General features: G+C 68.8%; 25 protein-coding genes, 1 tRNA gene and 2 pseudogenes. 13 read left to right on the forward strand and 15 right to left on the reverse strand.

The genetic code is table 11. The annotated features are described in order from the left end of the window. Positions 1 to 6: 6 nt before the first annotated feature. From OG472_RS24020 to OG472_RS24030, 3 genes are all read right to left on the reverse strand, one after another. Entirely contained in the window at positions 7 to 1,497 is a 1,491-nt protein-coding gene (locus tag OG472_RS24020; protein WP_405942034.1) for a tetratricopeptide repeat protein, read from the reverse strand. Positions 1,498 to 1,971: 474 nt separating this feature from the next. After that, complete coding sequence (locus OG472_RS24025) at positions 1,972 to 2,826, reverse strand: ABC transporter permease subunit (protein WP_405942035.1); 855 nt, start codon at positions 2,824 to 2,826, stop codon at positions 1,972 to 1,974. After that, positions 2,823 to 3,740 (reverse strand): ABC transporter ATP-binding protein, encoded by a 918-nt coding sequence (locus tag OG472_RS24030; RefSeq protein WP_405831183.1) that lies wholly within the window; start codon positions 3,738 to 3,740, stop codon positions 2,823 to 2,825. The genes OG472_RS24025 and OG472_RS24030 overlap by 4 nt, the downstream gene beginning before the upstream one ends. Before the next feature lie 242 nt (positions 3,741 to 3,982). Between OG472_RS24030 and OG472_RS24035 the strand changes: the two genes are divergently transcribed. Then, entirely contained in the window at positions 3,983 to 5,143 is a 1,161-nt protein-coding gene (locus tag OG472_RS24035; RefSeq protein WP_405942036.1) for a sensor histidine kinase, read from the forward strand. Next, positions 5,140 to 5,808, forward strand: a complete 669-nt coding sequence (locus tag OG472_RS24040; RefSeq protein WP_405942037.1) for a response regulator — start codon at positions 5,140 to 5,142, stop codon at positions 5,806 to 5,808. The genes OG472_RS24035 and OG472_RS24040 overlap by 4 nt, the downstream gene beginning before the upstream one ends. A 470-nt stretch (positions 5,809 to 6,278) precedes the next feature. Here the strand turns inward: OG472_RS24040 and OG472_RS24045 are convergent, their stop codons facing one another. Further along, positions 6,279 to 6,764: a hypothetical protein gene (locus tag OG472_RS24045; RefSeq protein ID WP_405942038.1), complete on the reverse strand. Its 486-nt coding sequence runs from the start codon at positions 6,762 to 6,764 to the stop codon at positions 6,279 to 6,281. A gap of 1 nt (position 6,765) precedes the next feature. On the opposite strand from OG472_RS24045, the pseudogene OG472_RS24050 reads away from it, so the two are divergent. After that, a pseudogene (locus tag OG472_RS24050) lies at positions 6,766 to 6,966 on the forward strand (site-specific integrase); the annotation flags it as partial. A gap of 140 nt (positions 6,967 to 7,106) precedes the next feature. On the opposite strand, the gene OG472_RS24055 reads toward OG472_RS24050, so the two are convergent. Continuing rightward, positions 7,107 to 7,667 carry a hypothetical protein gene (locus OG472_RS24055; protein ID WP_328789501.1) on the reverse strand — a complete coding sequence of 187 codons (561 nt, stop codon included), beginning with the start codon at positions 7,665 to 7,667 and terminating at the stop codon, positions 7,107 to 7,109. A gap of 264 nt (positions 7,668 to 7,931) precedes the next feature. Between OG472_RS24055 and trhA the strand changes: the two genes are divergently transcribed. Next, complete coding sequence (gene trhA, locus OG472_RS24060) at positions 7,932 to 8,717, forward strand: PAQR family membrane homeostasis protein TrhA (protein WP_401611162.1); 786 nt, start codon at positions 7,932 to 7,934, stop codon at positions 8,715 to 8,717. Between the two features lie 66 nt (positions 8,718 to 8,783). Here trhA and OG472_RS24065 read toward each other — a convergent pair whose 3' ends face one another. Further along, on the reverse strand, positions 8,784 to 9,143 hold the full coding sequence (locus tag OG472_RS24065; RefSeq protein ID WP_401611139.1) for a PRC-barrel domain containing protein: 360 nt from the start codon (positions 9,141 to 9,143) through the stop codon (positions 8,784 to 8,786). A gap of 510 nt (positions 9,144 to 9,653) precedes the next feature. On the opposite strand from OG472_RS24065, the gene OG472_RS24070 reads away from it, so the two are divergent. Next, complete coding sequence (locus OG472_RS24070) at positions 9,654 to 10,862, forward strand: PP2C family protein-serine/threonine phosphatase (RefSeq protein ID WP_401611160.1); 1,209 nt, start codon at positions 9,654 to 9,656, stop codon at positions 10,860 to 10,862. A 48-nt stretch (positions 10,863 to 10,910) separates the two neighbouring features. Here the strand turns inward: OG472_RS24070 and OG472_RS24075 are convergent, their stop codons facing one another. After that, positions 10,911 to 11,249 carry a MerR family transcriptional regulator gene (locus OG472_RS24075; RefSeq protein WP_384580330.1) on the reverse strand — a complete coding sequence of 113 codons (339 nt, stop codon included), beginning with the start codon at positions 11,247 to 11,249 and terminating at the stop codon, positions 10,911 to 10,913. 1,281 nt (positions 11,250 to 12,530) lie between these two features. Between OG472_RS24075 and OG472_RS24080 the strand changes: the two genes are divergently transcribed. Beyond that, complete coding sequence (locus OG472_RS24080; RefSeq protein WP_327384162.1) at positions 12,531 to 12,746, forward strand: hypothetical protein; 216 nt, start codon at positions 12,531 to 12,533, stop codon at positions 12,744 to 12,746. 217 nt (positions 12,747 to 12,963) lie between these two features. Further along, positions 12,964 to 13,137: a CsbD family protein gene (locus OG472_RS24085; protein WP_109779112.1), complete on the forward strand. Its 174-nt coding sequence runs from the start codon at positions 12,964 to 12,966 to the stop codon at positions 13,135 to 13,137. 75 nt (positions 13,138 to 13,212) lie between these two features. On the opposite strand, the gene OG472_RS24090 is transcribed toward OG472_RS24085, so the two are convergent. The 3 genes from OG472_RS24090 to OG472_RS24100 form a co-directional block, all read right to left on the reverse strand. Continuing rightward, complete coding sequence (locus OG472_RS24090) at positions 13,213 to 13,659, reverse strand: DUF2267 domain-containing protein (protein WP_385130244.1); 447 nt, start codon at positions 13,657 to 13,659, stop codon at positions 13,213 to 13,215. 53 nt (positions 13,660 to 13,712) lie between these two features. Continuing rightward, positions 13,713 to 14,108 carry a DUF2267 domain-containing protein gene (locus OG472_RS24095; RefSeq protein WP_266594581.1) on the reverse strand — a complete coding sequence of 132 codons (396 nt, stop codon included), beginning with the start codon at positions 14,106 to 14,108 and terminating at the stop codon, positions 13,713 to 13,715. Between the two features lie 96 nt (positions 14,109 to 14,204). Beyond that, positions 14,205 to 14,639 carry an Hsp20/alpha crystallin family protein gene (locus OG472_RS24100; protein WP_385130247.1) on the reverse strand — a complete coding sequence of 145 codons (435 nt, stop codon included), beginning with the start codon at positions 14,637 to 14,639 and terminating at the stop codon, positions 14,205 to 14,207. A 129-nt stretch (positions 14,640 to 14,768) separates the two neighbouring features. On the opposite strand from OG472_RS24100, the gene OG472_RS24105 reads away from it, so the two are divergent. The 4 genes from OG472_RS24105 to OG472_RS24120 all read left to right on the forward strand — a co-directional run bounded on the left by OG472_RS24105 (position 14,769) and on the right by OG472_RS24120 (position 18,086). Then, the gene (locus OG472_RS24105) at positions 14,769 to 15,449 is read left to right on the forward strand and encodes an HSP18 transcriptional regulator (RefSeq protein WP_385130249.1); all 681 of its coding nucleotides are present in this window, start codon (positions 14,769 to 14,771) and stop codon (positions 15,447 to 15,449) included. 75 nt (positions 15,450 to 15,524) lie between these two features. Further along, positions 15,525 to 15,929 (forward strand): STAS domain-containing protein, encoded by a 405-nt coding sequence (locus OG472_RS24110; protein ID WP_405831208.1) that lies wholly within the window; start codon positions 15,525 to 15,527, stop codon positions 15,927 to 15,929. 291 nt (positions 15,930 to 16,220) lie between these two features. Continuing rightward, a complete protein-coding gene (locus OG472_RS24115; protein WP_385130254.1) occupies positions 16,221 to 16,496 on the forward strand; it encodes an isoamylase early set domain-containing protein in 276 nt (91 codons plus the stop codon). Positions 16,497 to 17,726: 1,230 nt separating this feature from the next. Beyond that, a complete protein-coding gene (locus OG472_RS24120) occupies positions 17,727 to 18,086 on the forward strand; it encodes a hypothetical protein (protein WP_385130257.1) in 360 nt (119 codons plus the stop codon). Positions 18,087 to 18,194: 108 nt separating this feature from the next. Here the strand turns inward: OG472_RS24120 and OG472_RS24125 are convergent. From OG472_RS24125 to OG472_RS24145, 5 genes and pseudogenes are all read right to left on the reverse strand, one after another. Continuing rightward, a pseudogene (locus OG472_RS24125) lies at positions 18,195 to 18,506 on the reverse strand (SCO5918 family protein). A gap of 51 nt (positions 18,507 to 18,557) precedes the next feature. After that, positions 18,558 to 18,962: a CBS domain-containing protein gene (locus tag OG472_RS24130; protein ID WP_405831210.1), complete on the reverse strand. Its 405-nt coding sequence runs from the start codon at positions 18,960 to 18,962 to the stop codon at positions 18,558 to 18,560. Positions 18,963 to 19,008: 46 nt separating this feature from the next. Then, a complete protein-coding gene (locus tag OG472_RS24135; RefSeq protein ID WP_401611132.1) occupies positions 19,009 to 20,523 on the reverse strand; it encodes a DEAD/DEAH box helicase in 1,515 nt (504 codons plus the stop codon). Between the two features lie 310 nt (positions 20,524 to 20,833). Then, a complete protein-coding gene (locus OG472_RS24140; RefSeq protein WP_030647895.1) occupies positions 20,834 to 21,037 on the reverse strand; it encodes a cold-shock protein in 204 nt (67 codons plus the stop codon). A 780-nt stretch (positions 21,038 to 21,817) separates the two neighbouring features. Continuing rightward, positions 21,818 to 21,888 (reverse strand) — tRNA-Gly (locus OG472_RS24145). 454 nt (positions 21,889 to 22,342) lie between these two features. On the opposite strand from OG472_RS24145, the gene dcd reads away from it, so the two are divergent. Then, positions 22,343 to 22,930, forward strand: coding sequence for a dCTP deaminase (dcd, locus tag OG472_RS24150; protein ID WP_030009868.1), 588 nt, complete (start codon positions 22,343 to 22,345; stop codon positions 22,928 to 22,930). After that, on the forward strand, positions 22,927 to 23,427 hold the full coding sequence (locus OG472_RS24155; protein WP_401611130.1) for a phosphoribosyltransferase: 501 nt from the start codon (positions 22,927 to 22,929) through the stop codon (positions 23,425 to 23,427). The genes dcd and OG472_RS24155 overlap by 4 nt, the downstream gene beginning before the upstream one ends. Positions 23,428 to 23,485 lie beyond the last annotated feature (58 nt).

Here is a 23,485-nt window from a genome sequence, read left to right on the forward strand (position 1 = left end):
CTTGGGTCAAGCCGGGACAGCCATCACTTGGTCGAGATTGGCGCGCGCTTCGGGGTTGTCCGGAGCGAGGACGAGGACCTGCTCCAGCGCGGTACGAGCGGCGGCGAGGTTACCGAGTACCGCATGCTGCTCGGCCTTCAGCGTCAGGAGTCTGACCGCTTCGCCGGTCCTCAGCGGCGCGTGATCGCGGCCCACGACAAGTTCCAGCGCTGCTTCCGGCTGGTCCGTCTCGGCCAGGACGTACGCGTAGTCGTACAGGGCTTCGAAGTCCTGCGTATCCAGCTCGTAGGCGGCGCGGTAGCTCGCGAGTGCCGCGGTGTGGTCGCCGAGTTGGAGGTAGGTGAAGCCGAGGAGGGAGTGGGCTTCCTGGATGGAGGGGCCGAGCCTCCTCGCTTCCAGGAGGCTGCTCAGGGCTGCGTCGAAGTCCTCGGTGCTCAGGTGGCAGTGGGCGAGCTCCATGTGGTACTCCGGCATCCTGCCGTCCACTTCGAGCAGGTCGGTGAAGGTGGCGATGGCTTCGTCGAGCCTGCCGATCCGCCGGTAGCACTGCCCCAGGTTGTAGATCAGCACGGTCTGGTGCATGTGGTGGACGGCCGAGCCGTTGCGCAGTTGCGCGATGCCCTCGGTCAGATGGCCGATCGCTTCCTCGATGTGGCCACGGCGGAACTCGACGAGGGCGTAGCCGTTCCGGTTGAACACCCTGTGGAAGGTGAGGTCTCTGGTGTCGTCGGCGGGAACCTGGTCGAGCACCGCATACCCGTGTTCCAAGTGCTGGGCGGTTCGGTCGAGCGACCGGAGCACCGGAGGGTGGTGGCGGGCGTAGAGCATCGACAGCCCGTAGTCGGCCCCGGCCACGCCCAGGGGGTCGGAGTCCTCGCGCCAGCGGAGGTAGCAGAATTCCGCCTCCAGCGTCCTGCCGAGCATGGTGTAGGCCAGGCCGAGCCGGCCCCAGATGGCAGGTGTGTCGCGCTGCGTCTGGACGGCCCTCAGGATCCGCTCTGCGGTCCAGCTGTCGCCGACGCTCAGGTACTCCATTGCCTGCTCGTACAGGAAGTCGACTTCGGATTCCGAAAGTCCCTCTTCTGCGCGAAGAACAAGCTTTTCGATACGTTGTTCACGGTCGTCGTGCGGGGCCTTGAGCGCCGATTCCGCAGCGTCCCGCCCTACGGCGAAATTGACCTCTATTTGGTCCGACGGGAAGTTGGCCAGCGTTTCGAGGAAGAGGCGGCTTCCGTCGTCGAGAAACTCTGCGTGCGCAATGTTGATGACGCAGGGGCCGACATCGGAAAGCCAGGCGCGGCCCACGTCGCGGAAATTCCGGACCAGGCGGTCCTTGAGGAAGAATCGGATGCGGTCCTGGGCCTGTGCCCCGTCGGTCAGGCTCAGATCGCCGCTCACGGTCGAGCAAGCCGGATGGGCGGGGGAGATGAGCTTGAGCCCCACCAGCGCGTCCCGGGACCAGTGCGCGACATCCACCGCGCTGACCAGGTCTTTCACCGGAGAGAAGCCTATGACGCCACGGCTGGCAGAAACTGTGAATTGACGCATTCCATCCCCGCTGTATCCGCACTGTTGGAAATCTGTCCCGCGCAAGCTTCCGGGGCGGAGATTGTCCGCCCCGGAGGCTTCTGCCCGCAGATTAGAACGGGGAGTTGTACATCACAGAGAAGGTGACCTTCTTGGCGGTCGGCGCAGCCTTGATGAGCTTCACGACATTCTCCTTTCATTCTCCGGCGGTTGCCGGATGGCTTAACGATCACGCAGTTGCGAACGGTTCGCAACAGGATTTTTGTGGAGCTCCCGTGAAGTGGCTCACAGGAATCTGCAATTCCTTGAACTGGTGAGTAGTATTCGGCCATGTTCCGAATGCTTTCGGCAAGATCCACTCCCGCAGGGAACCATCCGGATCCGGATCAGGCCCCCGGGCCGCGCCTTTGAGGCGGGTGCCCCGTCCGGACTGCCGGAGCACGTTCAGACGTCGCGCCGCCGCACGACGACCAGGGTGAGTGCCACCGAGAGCAGGGCCCACAGCGCGAAGCCCGTCCATGCCTCGGCCGCCGAGGGCAGGGCGGCGGCCTCCCGGGGGTGCAGTTGGGACAGGCAGCTGCGCCAGCCGTAGTAGGGGAAGTAGCCGAACAGCTCGTTCGCCCACTGATGGACGGTCGGTTTGAAGAAGCCCGGCAGTACGACGAGCACGCCGCAGGCCGAGACGACGGACAGGGCGGTGTGCCGCAGGAGCGCGCCGACGCCCATGCCCACCAGGGCGGAAACGGGCGCGAGTGCCGCGTTCGCCGCGAGGACGCCCGGGACGCCGGGCTCACCGAGCGAGATGCCGATGCCGCGGCCCGACAGGATGGCCTGGCTCACGACGAACGTGCTGAACGACACGGCCGTGCCGACGGCCAGCATGACGGCCGCGACGACGGCGGCCTTGGCCAGCACCACCCGGCTGCGGGCCGGTACCGCGGTGAACGTGGTGCGGATGAGACCGGAGGCGTACTCACCGACGATCGTCAGGGCACCGACCGTGCCCGCGCCGATCATGAGGAGGGCGACGCCGGCGCCGCTGAGCGCCTCGCTCATCGGGTCGTAGTGGGATCTCTCCTGGGGGCCGAAGTCCGGCCAGTTGTCGTACGTGTCGAGGCTGCTCTGCACGGCGAGCGCGATCAGGATCAGGACGCCGAGCCCGAGTACCCAGCGGGTGGAGCGCAGGGACCACAGTTTGATCCACTCGGCGGCGAGGAGACCGCGCCATCGGACGCGCGGCTCGGCCGGTGCCCGGGTGCGGGCGGAAGTGGCCGTCCGGGGTGTCACGGGCGAGGTCATCGGCGGTCACCCGCGAGGTACTCGGCGCGGTCGGCGGTGAGTTCCATGAAAGCCTCCTCCAACGATGCGCTGTGCGGGGCGAGCTCGCGCAGCATGATCCGGTGCTCGAAGGCGAGTTCGCCGATGCGGTCCGCGGTCAGCCCGGTGACCGTGAGCGTCTCCCGGCCGTCGGGCTGGACGCCGGCGCCTTCCGGGGTCAGTACGGCCGCGAGCCGGGCGGAGTCCGGGGTGCGCACGGTGACATGAGTGCGGTTGCGGGTGCCGCGCGCGGCGAACTCGTCGACGCTCTCCTCCGCGATCAGTTCGCCCCGGCCGATGACGACGAGACGGTCTGCGGTGTTCTCCATCTCGCTCATCAGGTGACTGGAGACGAGCACCGTGCGTCCCTCGGCGGCCAGCCCTTTGAAGAGGCCGCGCACCCATCGCACGCCCTCCGGATCCAGGCCGTTGACCGGCTCGTCGAACAGCAGCACGGGCGGGTCGCCGAGGAGGGCGGTCGCGATGCCGAGCCGCTGCCGCATCCCCAGGGAGAACCCGCCGACACGGCGGCGCGCCGCGCCCGCCAGACCCACCTCCTCCAGGACCTCCCGCACCCGGCGGCGGGGCAGCCCGTTGCTGCGGGCCAGCGCCGACAGATGGGCGGCTGCGCTGCGGCCCGGGTGGACGTCTCCCGCGTCGAGCAGCGCGCCGACGTGGTGCAGGCCGGCCTGCCGCCGAAGGAACGGGCGGCCCTCGATGGTGGCGGTACCGGCGGTGGGCCGGTTCAGGCCCAGGATCATCCGCAGGGTGGTGCTCTTGCCCGCGCCGTTCGGGCCGAGGAACCCGGTCACGGTCCCGGGCCGCACCGTGAAGCTGAGGTCGTTGACGGCGAGGACGTCGCCGTAGCGCTTGGTCAGTCCGTTGACTTCGATCACGAGAACCACGGTGCCGCGCGCCAGGGGCGGGTCACATCGGCCCGGCGACAGCGATCGCAGACGCGCCTCGGCCCGGAGGCATACGCCTGCGGTCTGATGCCCGCCGAGTGGATGCCGCCTACGATCGGCCGATGCCCGTGCCCGTGCCAGTACCGGTGTCCGAGACCGTGCCCCACGCGCCTCCTCCGCCCCTGATGCAACGCCTTCCGCGCGGTGCGCGAACAGCGGTGACGGGCTGCGCGGTGGCCTTGCTTGGGCTGCTGCTGTACGCGGCGATCACGGGCGGTGCGCAGCCGGGAGACGGGCCGGACAGCGGGGGCGCGGGCCTCGCGGCGGCGACGGTCGTGATGGCCGCCCCGCTCGCGGTGGCGCGGCGCCGGCCCTCCGCAGCCCTCGCGCTCCTGCTGGCCGAGGCCGCCGCCGCGGCGGCCCTGGGCCTCCGGGCCGAGCAGGTCTGGCCCCTCTTCCCGGTCACCGGCCTGCTGGTCGCCGCCGTCGCGGCCACACGGACGCCCCGCGCCGGTCTCGCCGCCGCCTTCGCCACGGTCGGCGTCCAGGAGACGTACCTCCAGGTGGACCTCTTCCGGGAGGGCGGCTGGGCCCGTGTACTGGCCCCCGGCTTTCTCGGCGTGACGGCATGCCTGGCCCTGCTCGTCCTGCTGGCCTGGCTGACCGGCACGTACGTACGCCAGCGGCGCACGTACGGCGAGGCGCTGCGCGCCCACGCGGCAGCCCGGGCGGTCACGGCCGAACGGCTGCGCATAGCCCGCGAACTCCACGACATGGTCGCGCACAGCATCGGGGTGATCGCCATCCAGGCGGGCGCCGGAAGCCGGGTGATCGACAGCGAACCGGAGCGGGCGCGCGGCGCGCTCACCGCCATCGAGACCACGAGCCGCGAGACGCTGCGCGGACTGCGGACCATGCTCGACGTCCTGCGCAGAACAGACCCGCAACCGGAGTCGGGCGCCGAGGCCGGGCCGTTCTCCGGACTCGGCGACCTCGACCGGCTGGTCGCGACGACGGCGCATGCCGGAGTGCGCGTGGAAGTACGGCACGGTGGGGAACGGCGTGGACTGGCCGAAGCCGTCGACCGGTCCGCGTTCCGCATCATCCAGGAGTCCGTGACCAACGTGGTGCGTCACGCGGACGCCCGGCACTGCCGGGTGACGGTCGACTGGCGCCCCCACGCCCTGTCCGTCGAGATCGTCGACGACGGCCCCGGCCACCCGGACACCGCAGGTCCCCGGGATGCGGCAACCGGAACCGAGACCGGCTACGGGATCCGCGGCATGCGGGAGCGGGTCGCCCTCCACGACGGCGACTTCACCGCCGGGCCCCGCCCGGAGGGCGGCTACCGGGTCGCGGCCCGCTTCCCCCTCACCCCCACCGAGGCGCCATGACGACGATCCGCGTCGTCCTCGCCGACGACCAGCCGCTGGTCCGCACCGGCCTGCGCATGGTCATCGACAGCACACCCGGCATCGACGTCATCGGAGAGGCCGAGACCGGCGCCCAGGCCGTCGCCCTGGCCAGGGAACTCGCCCCCGACATCGTCGTCATGGACATCCGCATGCCCGGAATGGACGGCATCGAGGCCACGCAGATGATCACCGCCGAGTCCCCGGAGGCCCGGGTCGTCGTCCTGACCACCTTCGACAGCGACACCCACGTCCACGCTTCCCTGCGGGCCGGAGCGAGCGGCTTCCTCGTCAAGGACATGGATCTCGACGGGTTCCTCACCGCCCTCCGGGTCGTTGCCGCCGGCGACGCCTTGATCGCGCCCGGCGTCACCCGCCGCCTCATCGCGGAGTTCGCGGGCCGCCCCGTACCCGCCCCGCCCGCCCCGCCAGCGCCGGAACTCGCCGCCCTCACCGCGCGAGAACGCGAGGTGCTCACTCTCGTCGGCCGCGGCCTGTCCAACACCGAACTCGCGACCCACCTCCACATCAGCCCCGGCACCGCCAAGACTCACGTCGCGAGCCTGCTGTCAAAGCTGCGCGCCCGCGACCGCGTCCACCTCGTCATCGCGGCCTACGAGGCAGGACTGGTGTCGCCGTCCCGCTGAGGGAGAAGGAATCCTCCGCGCGGGCATCGACTCCTGAGACGTTCCGGCGAGTTGGGGCTCGACGAGGCCGAAGAGGTCCAGACAACGAAGAAGGCCCAGGTCGCTGACCTGGGCCTTCTTGCAAGAGCGGATGACGGGAATCGAACCCGCGCCATAAGCTTGGGAATCTATGGCGCGGAACGCATCTGTAGGGCTTTTGACATGCGGTAATCGGCCTTCTGGAGCGGCTTCGGGGTCGTTTCTGCGCTCCGGTTCTGACCGCTGTTGACCGTCCCTAAGGGCACGGTTGGGGCACGCCCCTCACGCTGGCCTCTGTGGCGTGGCCTGAGTCGTCCGGAACGCCTACGAGTGGCCTTCGGCGGCAGGCGGCTGGATCGGGGATTGCCCCCTCAAGCGCTCAGGCGGACGAGGTGGGGATCTGTGGCTGCCGTGCACCCGAACGGTGCGCGGCACTCCGGCCCTCTCCCTGCTCAGTAGGAGATGACAACGGCTCCGTCGTGGCCCTTCTCGCCTGGCGCGCCGGCGGCGCCGTCGGTTCCCGCACCGCCGCTGACGCCGGCGGTGCCTCCACCGCCCCCGCCGCTCTCGCCGACACCGGTCGCCTTCTGACCGCCCGCACCACCGCCTCCGCCACCGGCGCCGCCGGTGCCGCCTGCACCGCCGCTGCCGGAGCCCCACACCCTGACCGTGATCCGGTCGACTCCCGCAGGAACCTTCCAGCTGAACGATCCGGGCTTGTCGAACGTCACCTCCTTCCCTGCGGCAGAGGGGACACGGGGGCGGTGAAGGCGCCGGCGCCCATCACCGTCCTGGATGCGGGTGCGCAAATAGCGGGCAAGGTCCTGGTAGTGCTTCAGAACGTCGATGACGCCGGAGCGGCCCAGGTGACGCAGGGTGGCCCACAGTTTCAGGGCGGGGGTGCCGGGGCGGGTGAGCTCGATCGTGTAGTCGGACATCACGGGCCACACCCTGTCGACGCAGTCCGGCGCGACCCTCAAGGACACGCTGGTCCGCGCCGGCCAGTCTTCAGAGAAGGCCGCGATGATCTACCAGCACTCCGACGACGAACGCCAGCAGGAGGTCGCCGGGGGCATCGACGCCCGGGTACGCGCTGCCCGCGTCAAGGGAGCGGTGAAGAGGCAGGCGAAGGGCGCTTGACGATCGGTGGGGGAGGGGAGGGAGGCGTCTCGCCTTCCTCCCCTCACCGGCTCTCTGGGTGCCGTTGGACCCGAACAGCAGCGGCGGCGCTCGTCGATGGCCCGTCTACGGCCGTGCCGTGTCGAGAGGAAACCTGGCGCTCAGACACACCTCCATGCGTCGAGGAAGGCTTTCCGCTCAGCCGGATCAGCTGATTTGTGGTCCGCGTGCAGGACCCGCCAGGCGGTGAGTTCGAGATCCCGGAGCCACAGCTCGCCGATGACCTGCGTCTTGAGGTCGGGGAGGTGGTCGGATTCGGCGAGCGCCTGGCCGATTACCTCTCCGGCTGCGACGCGCTGGGGCGGGGTCATCTCGTCGACAGCCGAGAGGATCTGACCGGCCAGACCGGTGCCTTCTCCGGCCAGCGAACTCAGCACGAACGTCTTGATGTTGGCGGGCAGCAGGTAGAGGGAGCCTGAGGTCCTCCACAGGTCCGACCAGAAGCGTTCTCCGGCATCGGTGGGAGCGGGGAGCGCGGCCAGCAGTCCGAGGAGGTGCGCGGTGGCCGCGTACCCATCGGAGTGGGCGGATGCGACGACGGCGATGTCGGCGACGCGCTCGACGTCGATTCGGCCCGCTTCGAGGCGTGGGTCCAGTCCCAGTCGCTGTTCCAGCTGGTGGGAAAGGGGGGCGGATGCGTGGGAGCGGAACTCGGGAAGCATCGGCGGTCCTTGAACGTAGGAGAGCGGAGAGGCCCGTTCGGAAGCCCTGATCGTTCCCATGGCCCGCCGACTTACACGACTTCCACGGCCCCAGTTGGCGGCAGGCCTCCAGGACCGGAACCATGGACGGCTGAACAAACCGTGTCCGGCGGTGCCGGCCCGGTGGTCCGAGGCAGGCCTCGGGCCATGCTCCTGCGGGCAGGCTCCTAACATGAGCACGTGGTTGCCAGTGACGCCCAGCAGTCCGAGGCAGGAAGGGAAGCAGTGTCCCGCGACGACGTCGAAACCGGCGGTGTGTCTTCCGCACCGACGGTCGGAGGCTGCGAGGCAAGTGGTCCTCCCTCCGGATCGCACCGTGACAAGGCCGCCGAGGACTCCCACCCGGTTGCCGACCTGGTCGAGCGAGCGGCCGATCTGGTGGAGCCGATCAAGCCGAAGCTACGAGGCTGGCTTCACGCCGGAATGGTCCCCGCATCGCTGGCCGCGGGCATCGTCCTCATCTGCCTGGCTGGGACGCCGGACGCCACCCTGGCCTGCACCGTGTACTCCGTCACCGCCTGGATGCTGTTCGGGACGAGCGCCGTCTACCACCTCGGCACGTGGGGACCACTCGGTGAGGCCGTTCTGCGTCGCCTCGACCACGCCAACATCTTCCTGATCATCGCCGGCACCTGTACCCCGCTTGCCGTGCTCCTTCTTCCCCCTGACCAGCGGTCCGTCCTGCTGTGGATCGTGTGGACGGGCGCTCTGGCCGGCATCGCCTTCCGTGTCCTGTGGGTCGGAGCTCCCCGCTGGCTGTACACCCCCTGCTACCTGGCCCTGGGCTGGGCACCGGTGCGTTACCTGCCCGACTTCCTGGACAGTGGTGGGACGCCCGTACTCGCCTTGATCGTGACCGGCGGGCTTCTCTACAGTGCGGGCGCGGTTGTCTACGCCCTTCAGCGCCCCGACCCCTCGCCCCGCTGGTTCGGCTTCCACGAGGTCTTCCACGCCCTGACCGTGGCAGCCTTCACCGCGCACTACATCGCCATCTCCTTCACCGTCTACTGAGCACGGCAATGTTCTGCCCGGGGCTGCTGTCGCCCTGGGGCGGGCGAGTTGCCGACTGGCTTCGGGTCAGGGTGCGAGGGGGCGGCGGAGGGAGAGGTAGTAGTCGCCGACGGCGGACAGATAGCGGTGGTCAGCCGTTTTGCTGTCGGTGGTGAACTGGGGAGCGGCTTTGATCTCTTCCCGGGTCCCTGACACCTTTACCGTCCGTGTTTCGGTGTCGATGCCGGCGACGGCGCCGGCCGGGATCAAAATGCTCTTGCCGAACACCCACACGCCGGTGTCGACGACCAGGTGTTGCATGCCGGGCTGGTCCTGCTGGCGGTCCACGTGCCCGATCGTTCCGTCAGCCGCCTCAACCGTGAACCCCACCAGTGACTGCCGGGACGTGTAGCCGCTGTCCTGTGCGTACATCCACACACCGCTCACAACCCCGTCTCCTCACGCTCGGCTCGAAGGCGACGGCCACAGCCACACCGCCGACTTGACTCGTCCATCCCCATGCCCCGGTGCTTGCCCCGCAACCGGGTCCTCAGAGGATTCCGGGCGGGCGTGCTATGCCGGTGACCGGGCAGCGTCCCCGAGTAGGGCCGATGCCTGCTGTTCGGGTGAACCAGTCAGGCAGCGCGGCCTGCGCGGGCAGCAGCAGCCACCTGGCGTGCGGGTCCTCGGGCAGGGTTGAGCACGGTCGGCCCCGCGGGTTTCCCGGATCTGTGCCGGCCGTGGTCACAGGCTGCGACCCCAGATGGATGGCTTCGCGACGAGGCAGTGGGGGCCGACCGTAAGGCCTCGGGCGCTCGGAAAGAGCGTCAGGGAGCAGTTCTCGTGGAGGGGCCGGTCCCACGGTGTCGGAGGAGGAGAGGAGCGGTCATGCCCCCAACCGAGGAGCGAGATCCAGGCGCCCATCAGGGACGCGCCGGCGGAGAGCAGCTGGTGGAGGTGGACCTTGCGGGCGTGCTCGCGGCAGCGGAATCCGCCTCCCCTGTGGAGTCCCTGGACGTTGTCGCGCGGCTGCTCCGGGACCGCCTGCAGGCTGCCTCGGTCTCGTTCCTGATCGTCGACTTCACCGGTTCGTCAGTGGTGCGGCTCGGGGCAGCCGACAGCGTCGAGTCTGACGAGCCCCCTGAGCGCGTCGCTCTGCCCGGCACCCTCTACGCGGACGCGTTGCGCACACAGCGGCCGGCCCTCCAGCGAGAGGGCAACAGCCGGGTCAGGGTCGTGGCGCCCGTCACTAACCGCGGCGACGCCATCGGCCTGCTCGAACTCTTCCTGCCGGATCACCCCGACGACTTCGCGATGAGGCAGATCGGCGCGACCGCTCACGCCCTGGCCTACATCGTGATCGCCAATCGGTCCTTCACCGACGTCTACCAATGGGGTCGCCGTACACGGCCCCTGAACCTGGCCGCCGAGATCCAGCACCGACTCCTGCCCACCTCACTGGCGTGTGAGGCAGCCCAGTTCACGGTCGCCGGAGCGCTGGAACCGGCCACGCACGTCGGCGGTGACACCTTCGACTACGTCGTCGACCGCGACACCATGCAACTCTCCGTCACCGATGCCATGGGCCACGACGTGGAAGCCGCGCTACTCGCCACCCTCGCAGTGGGCGCCCTTCGCAGGGCCAGGCGTGCCGGCGCCGAGCTCGAAGTACAGGCCTTGGAGGCCAACCGGGCCGTCATCGACCACGGCAGGCGAGGCTTCGTCACTGGGCAGCTGCTGCGCATCAGCCTGCTCGACGGGACCACTCAGTTCGTGAACGCCGGGCATCCCTGGCCGCTCCGCCTCAGGCGGGAAAGGGTCGAGCAGATGGTTCCCGAGGTCGATCTCCCCTTCGGTATCCAGCCGCGTACCGACTATCGGGTGCAGCGGCTGGACCTGCAGCCGGGTGACCGCCTCGTGATGCTCACCGATGGCATGCTCGAGCGCCGCGCTGTGGAGGTCGATCTGCCCTCCCTGGTTGTGCGCACGGGCGATCTCCACCCCCGCGAGGCCTCCCGCGCTCTGGTCGCCGAGATTCTGCGCGCGCATGGTGGCCGTCTCCAGGACGACGCGACGGTCATGTGCCTGGACTGGCACGGTACCCACCAGGTCACACGCAGCGCTGACGCCGGGGCGGACCTGGCGGAGGCGTCCGCACCCGAGTAGCACTCCTTCGACGACCGAGGCCCGCCGATCCCGACGGGCACACTCGGGTCAGGTTGAGGACGGCGACGCGGAAGATTCGGCGGCGCGGCGGTACTCGGCGTTGATGCGCTGCGCCTCCTCGAGCTGATCTTCGAGGATGATGATGCGGCAGGCGGCCTCGATGGGGGTGCCCTGGTCGACGAGCTCCCGGGCGCGGGCGGCGATGCGCAGCTGGTAGCGGGAGTAGCGGCGGTGGCCGCCCTCGGAGCGGAGCGGGGTGATCAGGCGGGCTTCGCCGATGGCGCGGAGGAAGCCCTGGGTGGTGCCGAGCATCTCGGCGGCCCGGCCCATGGTGTAGGCGGGGTAATCGTCGTCGTCGAGCCGGCCGAACGAGTCGTCTGCTGTCATTGAACCTCTCTCGTGGAACGCGTGGAGGGGCCCTGGTGCCGTACGGCACCAGGGCCCCGAAGGAACTACTACACCATCTGTCGGCCCTGATACTGCGCCGACCCTGTGTTTCCGCCGACCCGGCCGACACGCTGCCGGGAGTGCGGGGATCGCGGTTGCTTGACCGGAGACCACCTCACTATCGATGTCCTGCGGTACCCGGGCTCTAGGCTTCCGCCCGGGCGATCCTGATGGTGCTCGGCTCCTCCGTTCTTCCCTCGGTGATCAACTGCTTACTGCTTGTACTGCTCTACTTCGTACTGCTCAGTGGCCTGTGTCAGCGCCACTCTTCGGCAGCCAGCCCCGTTGCCCATCTTGCGTCTGCTCTGGCGTAGAACCCCACTGCCGAACTTCCCGGTGCGTGCGCCTGCAGCCGACGCCTTCACCGAGGTGCTGCTCACTACTTCACTGCTGGGTACTGCGAACTGCACTTACAGGTACTGCCACTGCGTTAACTGCTGGTACTTCTCGCGGCGGCCCCTGATGACTGCGGGCCACCCGGTCCGGTCGTCAGTCCCGTCGCCGTCCTGCAACAACCCTGGCTTTGGAACTCCACCACCGCACCGTCCTGCGAACTGCAACTGCGGGTACTGCTGCCCGGCAGTTCGTCTCTGCCGGACCCTGCTGTCTCTCTGGGCTACGAGAGAAACCATAACCACGCCACAGCTCAATGTCTACTCCGGCCGTCATAGATTTTCGCGTGGCGGGTGAGGAGGTAATCGACCCCGAACGCACGATCGCTCCTGTCGATGCGCAGCACAGGGAGCAGCTGGGGGCGGTCAACGGTGTGTGCCTCATCGAGGGCCAGAGCAACGGTCGAGAGCGTCGCGGCACACCGGAAGCGGTGTCCTGGAGGATGGAAGAATCGTTTTGACGAACGTGACGGACGATCATTGGACGGACTCCAGCCGCGGCGCACAGGCCGGCAGTGGCAAGCGCAGAGAGGTTGGCCGTCTTCCGGAAAAAGCGCGCCGAAGGCCTTCCCATAGCCCGGGCACGCGCCCGTGGCCGGATTCCCGGAGAACCCCCGGACCAGGGCACACCCCTATACACGCAGCTTGCCGAGGAGTGGGCTGCCCGCGGCGCCACCGTCCCCGGCCTCCCCGACCTGCTGTGGCAGCGTCTGGCCTCTTCCGAACACCTCAGGCGCGAGACGGAAAGCACCATGCGCCAGCTCCGCCCGGCGGGGGAGCCCCGCCCCGTGGACGGCGCAGCCGGGTCGGTTCAACCGGAGGCACTCACGTGAACCACGCTGCACTGGTGTGCCGGGGCTGCTTCGGCAACCTCTACGCCGTCTCCACCAACTGCGCCCCCGCCGCACCCTTGCCCACCTGGGAAGTCGACCACGATCACACCCCGGCCGACTGTCCTCTGCGCCCTCTCCTGCCGCTGGAAGGCGCGGCCGCCCACGTCCACGAGCTCCCCGACGCCGGCCACGTCCTGACCGAGCCGGCCTGACACGATCCCGGCTCGTCACACCGCGCTCCGGCTCGCTGGCGCGGTCACCTTCATGAGGCGCCGCGCGGACCGCTGCGGCATCCAGGCCGGCTGGACCATGGCCGAACGCTTCGCCCCGAGCGTCACCCCATTGCCAGCGGCCCGTCTGTTTAGGAGGGATCCCGCCGGTCATACGGGGTTCTGTAAGACCTTTCCATCGAACAGGGAGTGATCAGCTGTGTCTGGTGAGCAGAAGGCCGAGGCGAAGGGCGAGCAGGCCAAGGGCAAGCTCAAGGAGACCGCTGGCCGCCTGACGGGCAATGAGCGGCTGACCGCCGAGGGCCGCGCGGAGCAGGCCAAGGGCGATGCCCGCGAGGCCAAGGAAAAGATCAAGGACACCTTCAAGCACTGACCCCTCGCGCGCACGGGGCCGGGACCGCTGGAGCGGTCCCGGCCCCGTTGCATGTCCGCGCGCAATCGGCCCCGGTCAGGCGGCGGCGTGCTGAGGCCGGCGCAGTTGCGCCTGACCGAAGAGGAGTGCGTAGTCGTCGGGGAGTCGATGGAGGACGCGGGCAAGGAGGTCGGGTCCGGCGAGCGCGGTGACGGTGGCGAGTACGGCGCCGGTGTCCCAGCGGGCGACGGCCGGGCTCACGCCGGTTCGTGCGGCCAGGTCCTTGACGAAGCCCCAGCCGGTGAGGTGTTCGGTGTCGGGGATCTGGGCGGTCAGGGTGAGGGCGGCTTCGACGGGCAGGCACTGGGCGAGGTCGACGCGCTCGTCACCGGTGACCTGCCGGCCGAGCGCGGCAAGCACGGTGCGGACGGCTTCTTCCGCGCGTTCGCGGGTGGGGTAGGCGCCCTCGTAGCGGACGCGTTCCAGCATCTGGTCGAACGTCATGGCGGGGGTGGGCCGGTCCGGTCGAGGCTGGTCGTACATGGTGCTGCGGTTGCCTTTCTCTTCGAAGGTTCGAGTTCCGGCCGTCGGCGCCGTCAGATGGGCTGGGGGTGGCCGAAGAGGAGGTCGTAGCCGGGCGGGAGCTGGATCAGGACCTCGCGCATGAGGACGTCACCCGCCGCTGCGGCCACGGTGGAGAGGACCGCGCCGATGTCCCACAGGGCTGTCTTCTCGGTGGCGCCTTCGATCCAGGCCGCGGTCGCGCGGACGAAGCGTTCGGGTGAGAGCGGTTCGGCGGCCTGCAGGGGATTCAGAAGGATCAGGGCGTACGTCTCGGGGAGCCGGGCGGCGAGCTCGGCCCGCACGGTGCCGACCAGGTGCGCGCCCAGTAGGGCCAGGACGACGCGCGCCGCCCGTTCGGCTTCCGGCAGGGTCGTGTACTCGCCGCGTTCCTGGACGTGGGCCAGGAACGCCTCCCTGCGTATCGACATCACGTCACCTCCGGGGAGGGGTGAAGGGGCGAGGGGCGCGGAGGACGGGATGCCGGAGGGGGATCGGTTCCCCGTCCTCCGCCGCTGTGGGGCCGATCAGCCGGAGATCTGCTTGCGGCCGGACTCGCCGCCGATGCTGATCTTGCGGGGCTTGGCTCGCTCGGCGATCGGGATGCGCAGGGTTAGGACACCCGCGTCGTAGTCCGCTTCGATGTGCTCGGTGTCGAGGGTGTCGGCGAGCATGACCTGGCGGGAGAAGACGCCCAGGGGCCGCTCGGAGAGCTCCATCTGCACGCCGTCGGACTTCCCCGTGGGACGACGCTCGGCCTTCACCGTCAGCATGTTCCGCTCGACGTCGATGTCGATCGCCTCGGTGCTCACGCCGGGGAGGTCGAAGGCGATCACGTACACGTCGCCCTGACGGTAGGCGTCCATCGGCATCACCGACGGCTTCGACCACGTGCCCGACGCACCCGACAGCTGCTGGACGATCCGGTCCATCTCGCGGAACGGGTCGGTGCGCATCAACATCGCGAAACACCTCCAGTTGGTTCAGGCAGGAACTGCCAATGCGCTTCAACGTGCTCCCGTTGTAACATGTCATCGAAACGATGACAAGCAAGCAGTCATCTGGAGGATGACAAGCCAACGGAGAGTCCCATGAACGAAGCCGAACGCGAGGCCACCCCACCGCCCACCCAGATCCCCTTCCTCGCCGCCGCGGCGGCACTGGAGACCATTGACCAGGCCCTGCGGGACGCGCAGCAATCCTCCGCAGCACCAGCGACGGCCCCGACGGGGTGCGTGCCGGACCCGGGTCGACACCCGGCCCTGGCCGCACTGTTGCTGCTGCGCGAGGTCCGCGAGCAGCTCGCCGACTGGGAGAGCGGGCTGATCGAGACCGCCCGCGGGCGGGGTGCGAGCTGGGCCGACCTCGCGGGCCCGCTCGGGGTCGCCAGCCGCCAGGCCGCAGAACGGCGCTACCTGCGGCTGCGCCCGGGAGCGGCCGGGAGTACCGGCGAGCAGCGCGTCCAGGCCACGCGCGACACGCGCGCCGCCGACCGCACGGTGACCGCCTGGGCTCGCGACCACGCGGCCGACCTGCGCCGTCTTGCCGGCCAGGTCACTGCTCTGACCGGTCTCCCCAGCGGTGCCGAGGGCGCCGTCGGCGACCTGAACCTGGCCCTCGCCGACGACGACGCCGCCCGCCTCGTCCGCCCTCTGATCGAGACCCGTGCCCACCTGCGACCCGAGGACACCGAGCTCGCCGAACGCATCGACGCCCTGACCCGGCACACCGACCGGCTTCGCCAGGAAACCCACGACCAGCGCAGCACCTGACCCGCCCCTCCCCCGAACCGCCGACCGGACCACGGGCTTCGGGGGCCACGCCACGAACCTAAGGAGTGACCCACCATGGCCGAACGCCCTTCCCCGGAGGCCGGCGGCAACGCCATCGCCGTGGAAGTCCTGGAGCACGCCGTTGCCATCAGGCCCTCGGGCGAGATGGACATCGAGACGGCCCCCGCCCTGCGGTTCGCCCTCGCCGAAGCCCTCACCCACGCCTCACCGGCCAAGCCCGTGACGGTCGACTGCAGCCGCGTCTCCTTCTGCGACTCCGCCGTGCTCAACGCACTCCTCGCCGCCCGGCGCGCAGCACAGGAGACCGGAACCGTCGTTCGGCTGGCAGTCCCCAACCACCAGCTCCTGCGCCTCCTGGAGATGACCGGCACCCTGCCCCTCTTCCCCGTGGACCACGACCCGCCGACCAGGACCGAACCCTCGGGCCGCCGTCGCTGGGGTGGGCTGGAGTGGGGGTGACACTGCTTCGGCGCCAGGCGGTCCGAAGTGTGGCGTGCTCGCGGGACGTCTGCTCCGCATGGCGCAGGACCCGGCCGGTGTGGCTACGGGGCCCCGGCCGGGTCCTGCTTGCGTGGGGCAACCCGTCGTCGTACCCCACGTGCACTGTCACATGTGCCCGGTTGCGCGTCCTGCTGGGTGCAGCGGGTGGGTGACCTGGTGGGCAGTACGGCGGCGTCGGCGTGCGCAGCTCCTGCTCTGCCCTGACCATGGGCCCGTATTGTCCCTCCCCCTGTCCGTCAGGAGTCTCTCGTGCTGGAACGCGCCGTGCGCAAGAACCGCGCCAAGGTCACCTTCGTTCTGCCCGCCGACATGCCTGCGGCCGAGGTGAGCGTGGTCGGCGACTTCAACGACTGGTGCCCCGGCGTGCACCCTCTTACCCTCCGCAAGGACGGCAACCGCGCGGTCACCGTTGAGCTGCCCACCGGCAGCAACCATTCCTTCCGCTACCTGGCCGCCGACGACTACTGGTTCAACGACGACACCGCCGACGAGCACGACGGCCCCAACAGCCGTATCCGCACCTGATCGCGTCTGGCAAGTGCTCTCCTAGTCCTGGCAGCTGCCGTCCTGGGCGATGAAGCCGGCTCCTTCTCCGCATCAACCTTCACGGCGAGGCCTCCCACTCCATGCGGAACGCGGAGGGTAATCGCCCTGGTTCGTGACTAGCCGGGCCGCTTCCACGACAGTGCCGTGGCCGACGAGCTCCCGGACGTGGGCGGCGCTGCGCAGCTGGGTAGCGGAAGTAGTGGCGGAGGACGCAGGCGAGCGGAGCGGGTGATCAGACAGGCCTGGAGAGCAAGAGGGGGCGGAACGAAAGGAGGGGCCCCGGTGCGTTCAGCACCAGGGCCCCGAAGGAACTGCTACACCATCTGCCGGCCCTAGTTCTGCGCCGGCCTACTGTCTCCGCCGACCCGTCCGAACGGGGACAGGCTGTGCGGGGATCGCGGTTGCTCGACCGGAGACCACCTCACTATCGATGTCCTGCGGTACCCGGACTCAAGACTTCCGCCCGGGCGATCCTGATGGCGCCTCAACTCCTCCGTTCTTCCCTCGGCGATCAACTGCTTACCAAACGGGAGAGACTGCAACTGCGGGTTACTGCGGTACTGCGTACTGCTGGTGGCCTGCTGCAGCGCCACTTTTCGGCAGCCAGCCCCGTTGCCCATCCTGCGACTGCTCTGGCTTAGAACCCCACTGCCGAACTTCCCGGTGCGCGCATCCGCAGCCGACGCCTTCACCGAGGTGCTGCTCACTACTTCACTGCTGGGTACTGCTCACGGCGGCCCCTGATCACTGCGGGTCACCCGGTCCGGTCGTCAGTCCCGTCGCCGTCCTGCAACAACCCTGGCTTCGGAACTCCACCACCGCACCGTCCTGCGCACTGCAACTACGTACTGCTGCCTGGCAGTTCGTCTCTGCCAGGCCCTGCTGTCTCTCTGGGCTACGAGAGAAACCATAGCCACGCCACCACCCAATGTCTACTCCGGCCGTAATAGATTTTCGTGCCCGCCGAGGAGAGCTAGACATCGCGGTCGGAGTGGATGCGCAGAGCAGCCTGCACAGCAGGTCAGGGGCTCGGGCCCGTGTCCTGTGTGGCCATACCGGTGGATTCGGCTGGCCCATGGTCACGGCATCGCCCGAGCAACCGGTGTCGTCACCCGTCGGGCCTCCGGCGGGACGGCGGTGAGTGCACTTCTCGGCCGGTAGCGCTACCGGTCGAGAGGACGGGACGACTGGTGCATAAAATCGGCTCTCATGTCGAACCCTGACGAGCTGCTCGTTGACGTTGCCACCCTGGTGGAGTCCGGGCAGAGCAATCAGATGTCCCTGACCGTGGTCACCGGTGGCGCTGTCATCACCGGTCGGCTGGCACCGGAAGCTGTGTGGAGGCAGCGCGTGTCGGAGGTCCTGACTGACTCCACCCGCTTGGGCGAGTTCGCCGCCATCTTCACCGCCACGACACCTCACGAGGGACCGCCCACTCACCTGCACTTCCACGTAGCCCGCATCCTTCAGGGCACGGTCGGGATCCCGGAGACGGGTGGGATGTATCGCGTCTCGATCGCGGATGTCAGCGCATGGACCATGGGCGACTTCAGCTACTCCGACCACTGACCCGACATCGCGTAGGACACCCCTGGGTACGCGGGAGGGCCCGACCGGCGTATGCCGGTCGGGCCCTCCTCGCTGTGTTCGGGTGTCGGCTCGTGCCGGTCCTGTCCGTCAGACGGTCACCGGGATGCCGAGCATCGCTGAAGCCTGCTGGAGCGGGCTGAGGATGCGCGTGGGCACGGTAGCCAGGGGGAGGCCGCGGCAGGTGAACCCGAGCTGGGTCATGGCCCGGAGGACTTCACCGGCGCTGAAGTCACGCCGGTCCTGGCGGGTGATGACCTGGCCGACCTGCTTGACGGGGTAGGTACGGCGCCCGATGATCACGGACTCGCCGACGACCTACTCGGGCTTGACGCCCTTCATCGACTCCAGGACACCGCTCTTGGTCAGGTCGAACGGGAAACGGGCGATGACACAGCGCATGTTGCCTCACAGGAAGAAGAAGGGGGGACGGCCGTGCCGCGGTGAGGCGGTTCAGCGGGCAAGGGCGAGGACGCCCAGAGCACTGCCCTGCTCATCGACGACCGGCAGGGCATCGAGCCGGCGGTAGCGCATCGCGTGTTCGGCTTCGGCCATCGTGGTTGCGGGTGAGGCGACCGGCCCGCGGTCCCCCAGCAGGTCGCGGAGACGGACCCGGTCGGTGTACGCCGCGCTGTCGTGGACAGCGGTGAGCTGGGCCTGCGTGACCAGCCCGGTGCACAGGCCGTCCTCGTCGCAGACGAGCAGATGATCCGCGCGGGCGCCGGCCATGACGGCCAGGGCCACCGCGACCGTCATGTCGTCACATACCTGTGGACCGGCCGCCTCCATCGCGTCGTCCACCGTCCGGTGCACAGGGTTGGCGTTCGTCGAGCGGTGCTGCATCTGGACCAGCGTCAAAACGTGCCTCCTGCAGAGATGGGTCAGTTTCCTGATCACGTGGTTCTCAGGCCGCCGCATCGAAGGCGGACTGCCGCACGCTCACGCGCCGGACCGTCGAAGCGGGCCGTCGCCTGCCGCGGGAGGCCGTGCTGCGCTTGGCGCGTTCGACGACGGGTGCGGTGATGACGACGGGGATGCCGGAGGGGGCTTGGGCGCCGGTGATCCGGTTCAGTGCCTCTTCGCCGGAGCGGACCTGGGTGGTCTGCGGTGTGATGCCGGCGGCCTGCATGAGGCGGGTCATGTCGCGGCGCTGGTTGGGAGTGACGAGGGTGACGACGCTGCCGGACTCGCCGGCGCGGGCGGTGCGGCCGCCGCGGTGGAGGTAGTCCTTGTGGTCGGTGGGCGGGTCGACGTTGACGACGAGGTCGAGGTGGTCGACGTGGATGCCGCGCGCCGCCACGTTCGTCGCGACCAGTACGGTCACGTGTCCGGTCTTGAACTGGGCGAGGGTGCGGGTGCGCTGGGGCTGCGACTTCCCGCCGTGCAGGGCGGCGGCCCGGACACCGCTGTTCAGCAGGTCCTGGGTCAGCCGGTCGACGGCGTGCTTGGTGTCCAGGAACATCATCACCCGGCCCTCGCGCGCCGCGATCTCCGTCGTCGTCCGGTGCTTGTCGGCGCCGTGGACGTGCAACACGTGGTGCTCCATCGTCGTCACCGCACCGGCCGAGGGGTCCACCGAGTGCACGACGGGGTCGGTCAGGTAGCGGCGCACCAGCAGGTCGACGTTGCGGTCGAGGGTGGCGGAGAAAAGCATCCGCTGCCCCTCGGGACGCACCTGGTCCAGGAGGGCGGTGACCTGCGGCATGAAGCCCATGTCGGCCATCTGGTCGGCCTCGTCCAGGACGGTGATCGCGACCTGGTTAAGCCGGCATTCGCCACGGTCAATGAGGTCCTTCAACCGGCCGGGCGTAGCCACGACGACCTCGGCGCCTCCGCGCAGCGCTCCGGCCTGCTTGCCGATCGACATGCCGCCGACGACCGTGGTCAGGCGCAGCTTCACGGCGCGGGCGTACGGGGTGAGGGCGTCGGTCACCTGCTGTGCCAGCTCGCGGGTGGGGACGAGGATCAGGGCGAGGGGCTGGCGGGGCTCGGCGCGCTGCCCGGCGGTGCGGGCCAGCAGGGCGAGGCCGAAGGCGAGGGTCTTACCGGAGCCGGTCCGTCCGCGGCCGAGGACGTCGCGGCCTGCGAGGGTGTTGGGCAGGGTGGCTCCCTGGATCGGGAACGGCACGCTCAGGCCCTGCGCGCCTAGGGCAGCAAGCAGCTCCGCCGGCATGTCGAGGTCGGCGAAGGCCTCGACGGCGGGCAGCGCGGGAGTGATGGTCTTCGGCGGAGCGAACTCGCCCTGTACCGCTGCGGGTCGGCGGCCGTAGCCGCCCGAGCGGCGCGGACCTCCGGAACGGCTCGGGGCCGACGAGCTGAAGCGGCTGCCCCGCTCCGAACCGGCGGCAGCGCCGAAAGCGGGACTGCCGGTGCGGCTGCGGGTGCGAGAGGAACGGTCGTTCGTACGTGTGCGGTTCATTCAGAACCTTTCCTTGATGCGGCGCGTATCAAGGAATTCCCGCTGCGAAACGCAGCGCAGGGAATCACAAGAACGGGCCGAATGGAATGCGAAAGCGACTTTGGCCAACAGAGATTCTGTACGGGCGCATGCGCTGAGATGAGGTGGCGTCACGGGGACGCGAAATCAAGAAATCGAGTGGGGTGAAGTGCCGAGCAGGCTGTAACCCTGAAATACTTCATCCCGCAGGTGACACCACTGCGGGAAATGCGTGCAGCTGGGGCCCGCACCCCGAGGGATGCGGGCCCCAGCTACGAAATGCGCGTCAGCGTCAGGCGGGAACGATGTTCTCGGCCGTCGGGCCCTTCTGGCCCTGCGCGATGTCGAAGGTGACCTTCTGGCCTTCCAGCAGCTCGCGGAAGCCCTGGGCGGCGATGTTCGAGAAGTGGGCGAAGACGTCGTCGCCGCCACCGTCCTGCTCGATGAAGCCGAAGCCCTTGGCTGCGTTGAACCACTTCACGGTGCCAGATGCCATGTCATATCTCCTTTGGGGCAGTACACCAGCATCCGCACCATACGGACACCGTGTCGCCGCGATGATGCCCCGCCGGAAAATGACCGGAAATATGAAGCACTCGAATGTGGCGCGGAGGCGACTGGAGCACTTGAAGTTTTTGGGTACCAAAACTGCAACCGAGACCGACAGTAGCACGCTGCAGCGGTTCGTGTGCGTTAAATATCTCCATCGTGTGCGGTGCGGAAAAACTCTCCCTGCGGGGTCCATTAAACTCTCTGACCGCGGGGATAGATATTGATTCCCCCCGAGTGCAGCGTTTCGCGAGCAAGGGCGTCCGCCAGCTGCGACGTGCAGTCCAGGGGACGTGAGCCTGCGGGGTGGGTCCGCAGAGCCCTCCCTAAGGATCGGCAGCTCGCAGGTGCTCCATGGGTAGGCCCGTACCATCCCGCCGACCGGCATCGGGGGATGGTGAGGTGGCGCATTCCTTCCTGCCCGCAGATCGCGTGCTGGCGGGGAGAGAGGACTAGGCAGACCCGTCGAGGGTCTGAGCCAACCCCTCCGACCAACCGCCCCTTTTGGAAAGCGAATTCACGCGACGGAGACAGCGGTGTGACGCAGGTCATCGAGGACGTGTCTCACGACGCGAGACCGGCGGGGGCTCGTGTGGTGCAAGTGGTGCGCGAACAGCCCTCCGGCCAGGGAGTTCCTGCGAGTTGGGGCACGCGGAGGGCACGGTGAGGGGTGAGAGGTCTAGACAACGAAGAAGGCCCAGGTCGCTGACCTGGGCCTTCGTTCAAGAGCGGATGACGGGAATCGAACCCGCGCTATAAGCTTGGGAAGCTCATGTTCTACCATTAAACTACATCCGCGCGGTGGGCCAGTTGCCTGGAGCTCCATCGTCGCCCACTCTACCTCATGATCGACCCCCGGTGAATTTGCCGCGGGGTCGTCGTCGTGTGTGGTGTGCACCGAGGCGTGTGCGTGCGGGAGTTGGGGCGTACGGTGTGGGTGCGGAGCGGCGGCTGGAGTGGGTGCCGATCATCCCCTAATGTGGCGATTCGTCGCAGTACGGCTCGTTGGGGAAAGGGACTCGATGGAGCACACCGTCGTCCGTTGTGCCGAAGGGCACGTTTTCAGTACCGCCTCCTTCCCGCTGCAGCACCTCGGTGCCGGCCGGATCGGGCCCGGGCGGCTGCTGCGGTGTCCGCGGTGCGCGCGGTTGCGGCACGCCGTGCCCGTCGGGGCGGTCAAGCGGTAGCGGACGGGCGCGCGGGCGCCGCTCTCGATTGGGGGTGGCCCGCGCGCTCTGCGTATCCTCGGGACGTGCTTCTCTCTGACAAAGACATCCGGGCCGAGATCGACAGCGGACGGGTTCGCATCGACCCGTTCGAGGAGTCGATGGTGCAGCCCTCCAGCATCGATGTACGTCTCGACCGGTTCTTCCGGGTGTTCGAGAATCACCGGTACGCCCACATCGATCCGGCGATCGAGCAGGCGGACCTGACCCGGATGGTCGAGCCGGAGGGTGACGAGGCCTTCATCCTGCACCCCGGTGAGTTCGTGCTCGCCTCCACCTACGAGGTCATCTCGCTGCCCGACGACATCGCCTCCAGACTGGAGGGGAAGTCCAGTCTGGGCCGCCTCGGCCTGGTGACGCATTCGACCGCCGGGTTCATCGACCCGGGGTTCTCGGGCCACGTGACCCTGGAGCTGTCGAACCTCGCCACGCTGCCGATCAAGCTCTGGCCGGGCATGAAGATCGGACAGCTGTGCATGTTCCGGCTCAGCTCGCCCGCGGAGTTCCCGTACGGCAGCGAGCGGTACGGGTCCAGGTACCAGGGGCAGCGCGGTCCGACCGCCTCGCGCTCCTTCCAGAACTTCCACCGCACCCAGGTGAGGCACGAGGCATGAGTGACGCAGTACGCGAGAACCTCGACTACGAGGGCTTCGGGCGGGCCGTGCGGCAGCTCGCGCAGACCATCGCCGACGACGGGTACGAGCCCGACATCATCCTGAGCATCGCCCGTGGCGGCGTGTTCGTCGCCGGTGGGCTGGCCTACGCGCTCGACTGCAAGAACATCCACCTGGTGAACGTCGAGTTCTACACCGGTGTGGGGACCACGCTGGAGATGCCGGTCATGCTGGCACCCGTGCCCGAGGCGATCGACTTCACCGCCAAGAAGGTCCTCATCGCCGATGACGTGGCCGACACGGGCAAGACGCTGAAGCTCGTCCACGACTTCTGCCTGGGCCACGTCGCCGAGGTGCGCTCCGCCGTCATCTACGAGAAGTCCCACTCGCTCGTGAAGTGCGAGTACGTGTGGAAGAAGACCGACGAGTGGATCAATTTCCCCTGGTCGGTCGAACCGCCCGTCGTGAAGCGCGAGGGCCAGGTCCTCGACGCCTAGCCCCCCGCACAACCCGAAGGACCCGCCGCGCAGAGACTGCGCGGCGGGCCCTTTTCGT

It is taken from the genome of Streptomyces sp. NBC_00207, assembly GCF_045160965.1.
GTDB lineage: Bacteria > Actinomycetota > Actinomycetes > Streptomycetales > Streptomycetaceae > Streptomyces.

Bases quoted from the DNA above. Each gene is read 5' to 3' on its own strand.
- OG472_RS24135 (WP_401611132.1), bottom strand. From the start codon at position 20,523: ATGAACCGCACACGTACGAACGACCGTTCCTCTCGCACCCGCAGCCGC.
- OG472_RS24140 (WP_030647895.1), bottom strand. From the start codon at position 21,037: ATGGCATCTGGCACCGTGAAGTGGTTCAACGCAGCCAAGGGCTTCGGC.
- OG472_RS24025 (WP_405942035.1), bottom strand. From the start codon at position 2,826: ATGACCTCGCCCGTGACACCCCGGACGGCCACTTCCGCCCGCACCCGG.
- OG472_RS24110 (WP_405831208.1), top strand. From the start codon at position 15,525: ATGGCCGAACGCCCTTCCCCGGAGGCCGGCGGCAACGCCATCGCCGTG.
- OG472_RS24105 (WP_385130249.1), top strand. From the start codon at position 14,769: ATGAACGAAGCCGAACGCGAGGCCACCCCACCGCCCACCCAGATCCCC.
- OG472_RS24040 (WP_405942037.1), top strand. From the start codon at position 5,140: ATGACGACGATCCGCGTCGTCCTCGCCGACGACCAGCCGCTGGTCCGC.
- OG472_RS24090 (WP_385130244.1), bottom strand. From the start codon at position 13,659: ATGTACGACCAGCCTCGACCGGACCGGCCCACCCCCGCCATGACGTTC.
- OG472_RS24155 (WP_401611130.1), top strand. From the start codon at position 22,927: ATGAGTGACGCAGTACGCGAGAACCTCGACTACGAGGGCTTCGGGCGG.
- OG472_RS24075 (WP_384580330.1), bottom strand. From the start codon at position 11,249: ATGACAGCAGACGACTCGTTCGGCCGGCTCGACGACGACGATTACCCC.
- OG472_RS24095 (WP_266594581.1), bottom strand. From the start codon at position 14,108: ATGTCGATACGCAGGGAGGCGTTCCTGGCCCACGTCCAGGAACGCGGC.
- OG472_RS24120 (WP_385130257.1), top strand. From the start codon at position 17,727: ATGTCGAACCCTGACGAGCTGCTCGTTGACGTTGCCACCCTGGTGGAG.
- OG472_RS24055 (WP_328789501.1), bottom strand. From the start codon at position 7,667: ATGCTTCCCGAGTTCCGCTCCCACGCATCCGCCCCCCTTTCCCACCAG.
- OG472_RS24100 (WP_385130247.1), bottom strand. From the start codon at position 14,639: ATGTTGATGCGCACCGACCCGTTCCGCGAGATGGACCGGATCGTCCAG.
- OG472_RS24045 (WP_405942038.1), bottom strand. From the start codon at position 6,764: ATGTCCGACTACACGATCGAGCTCACCCGCCCCGGCACCCCCGCCCTG.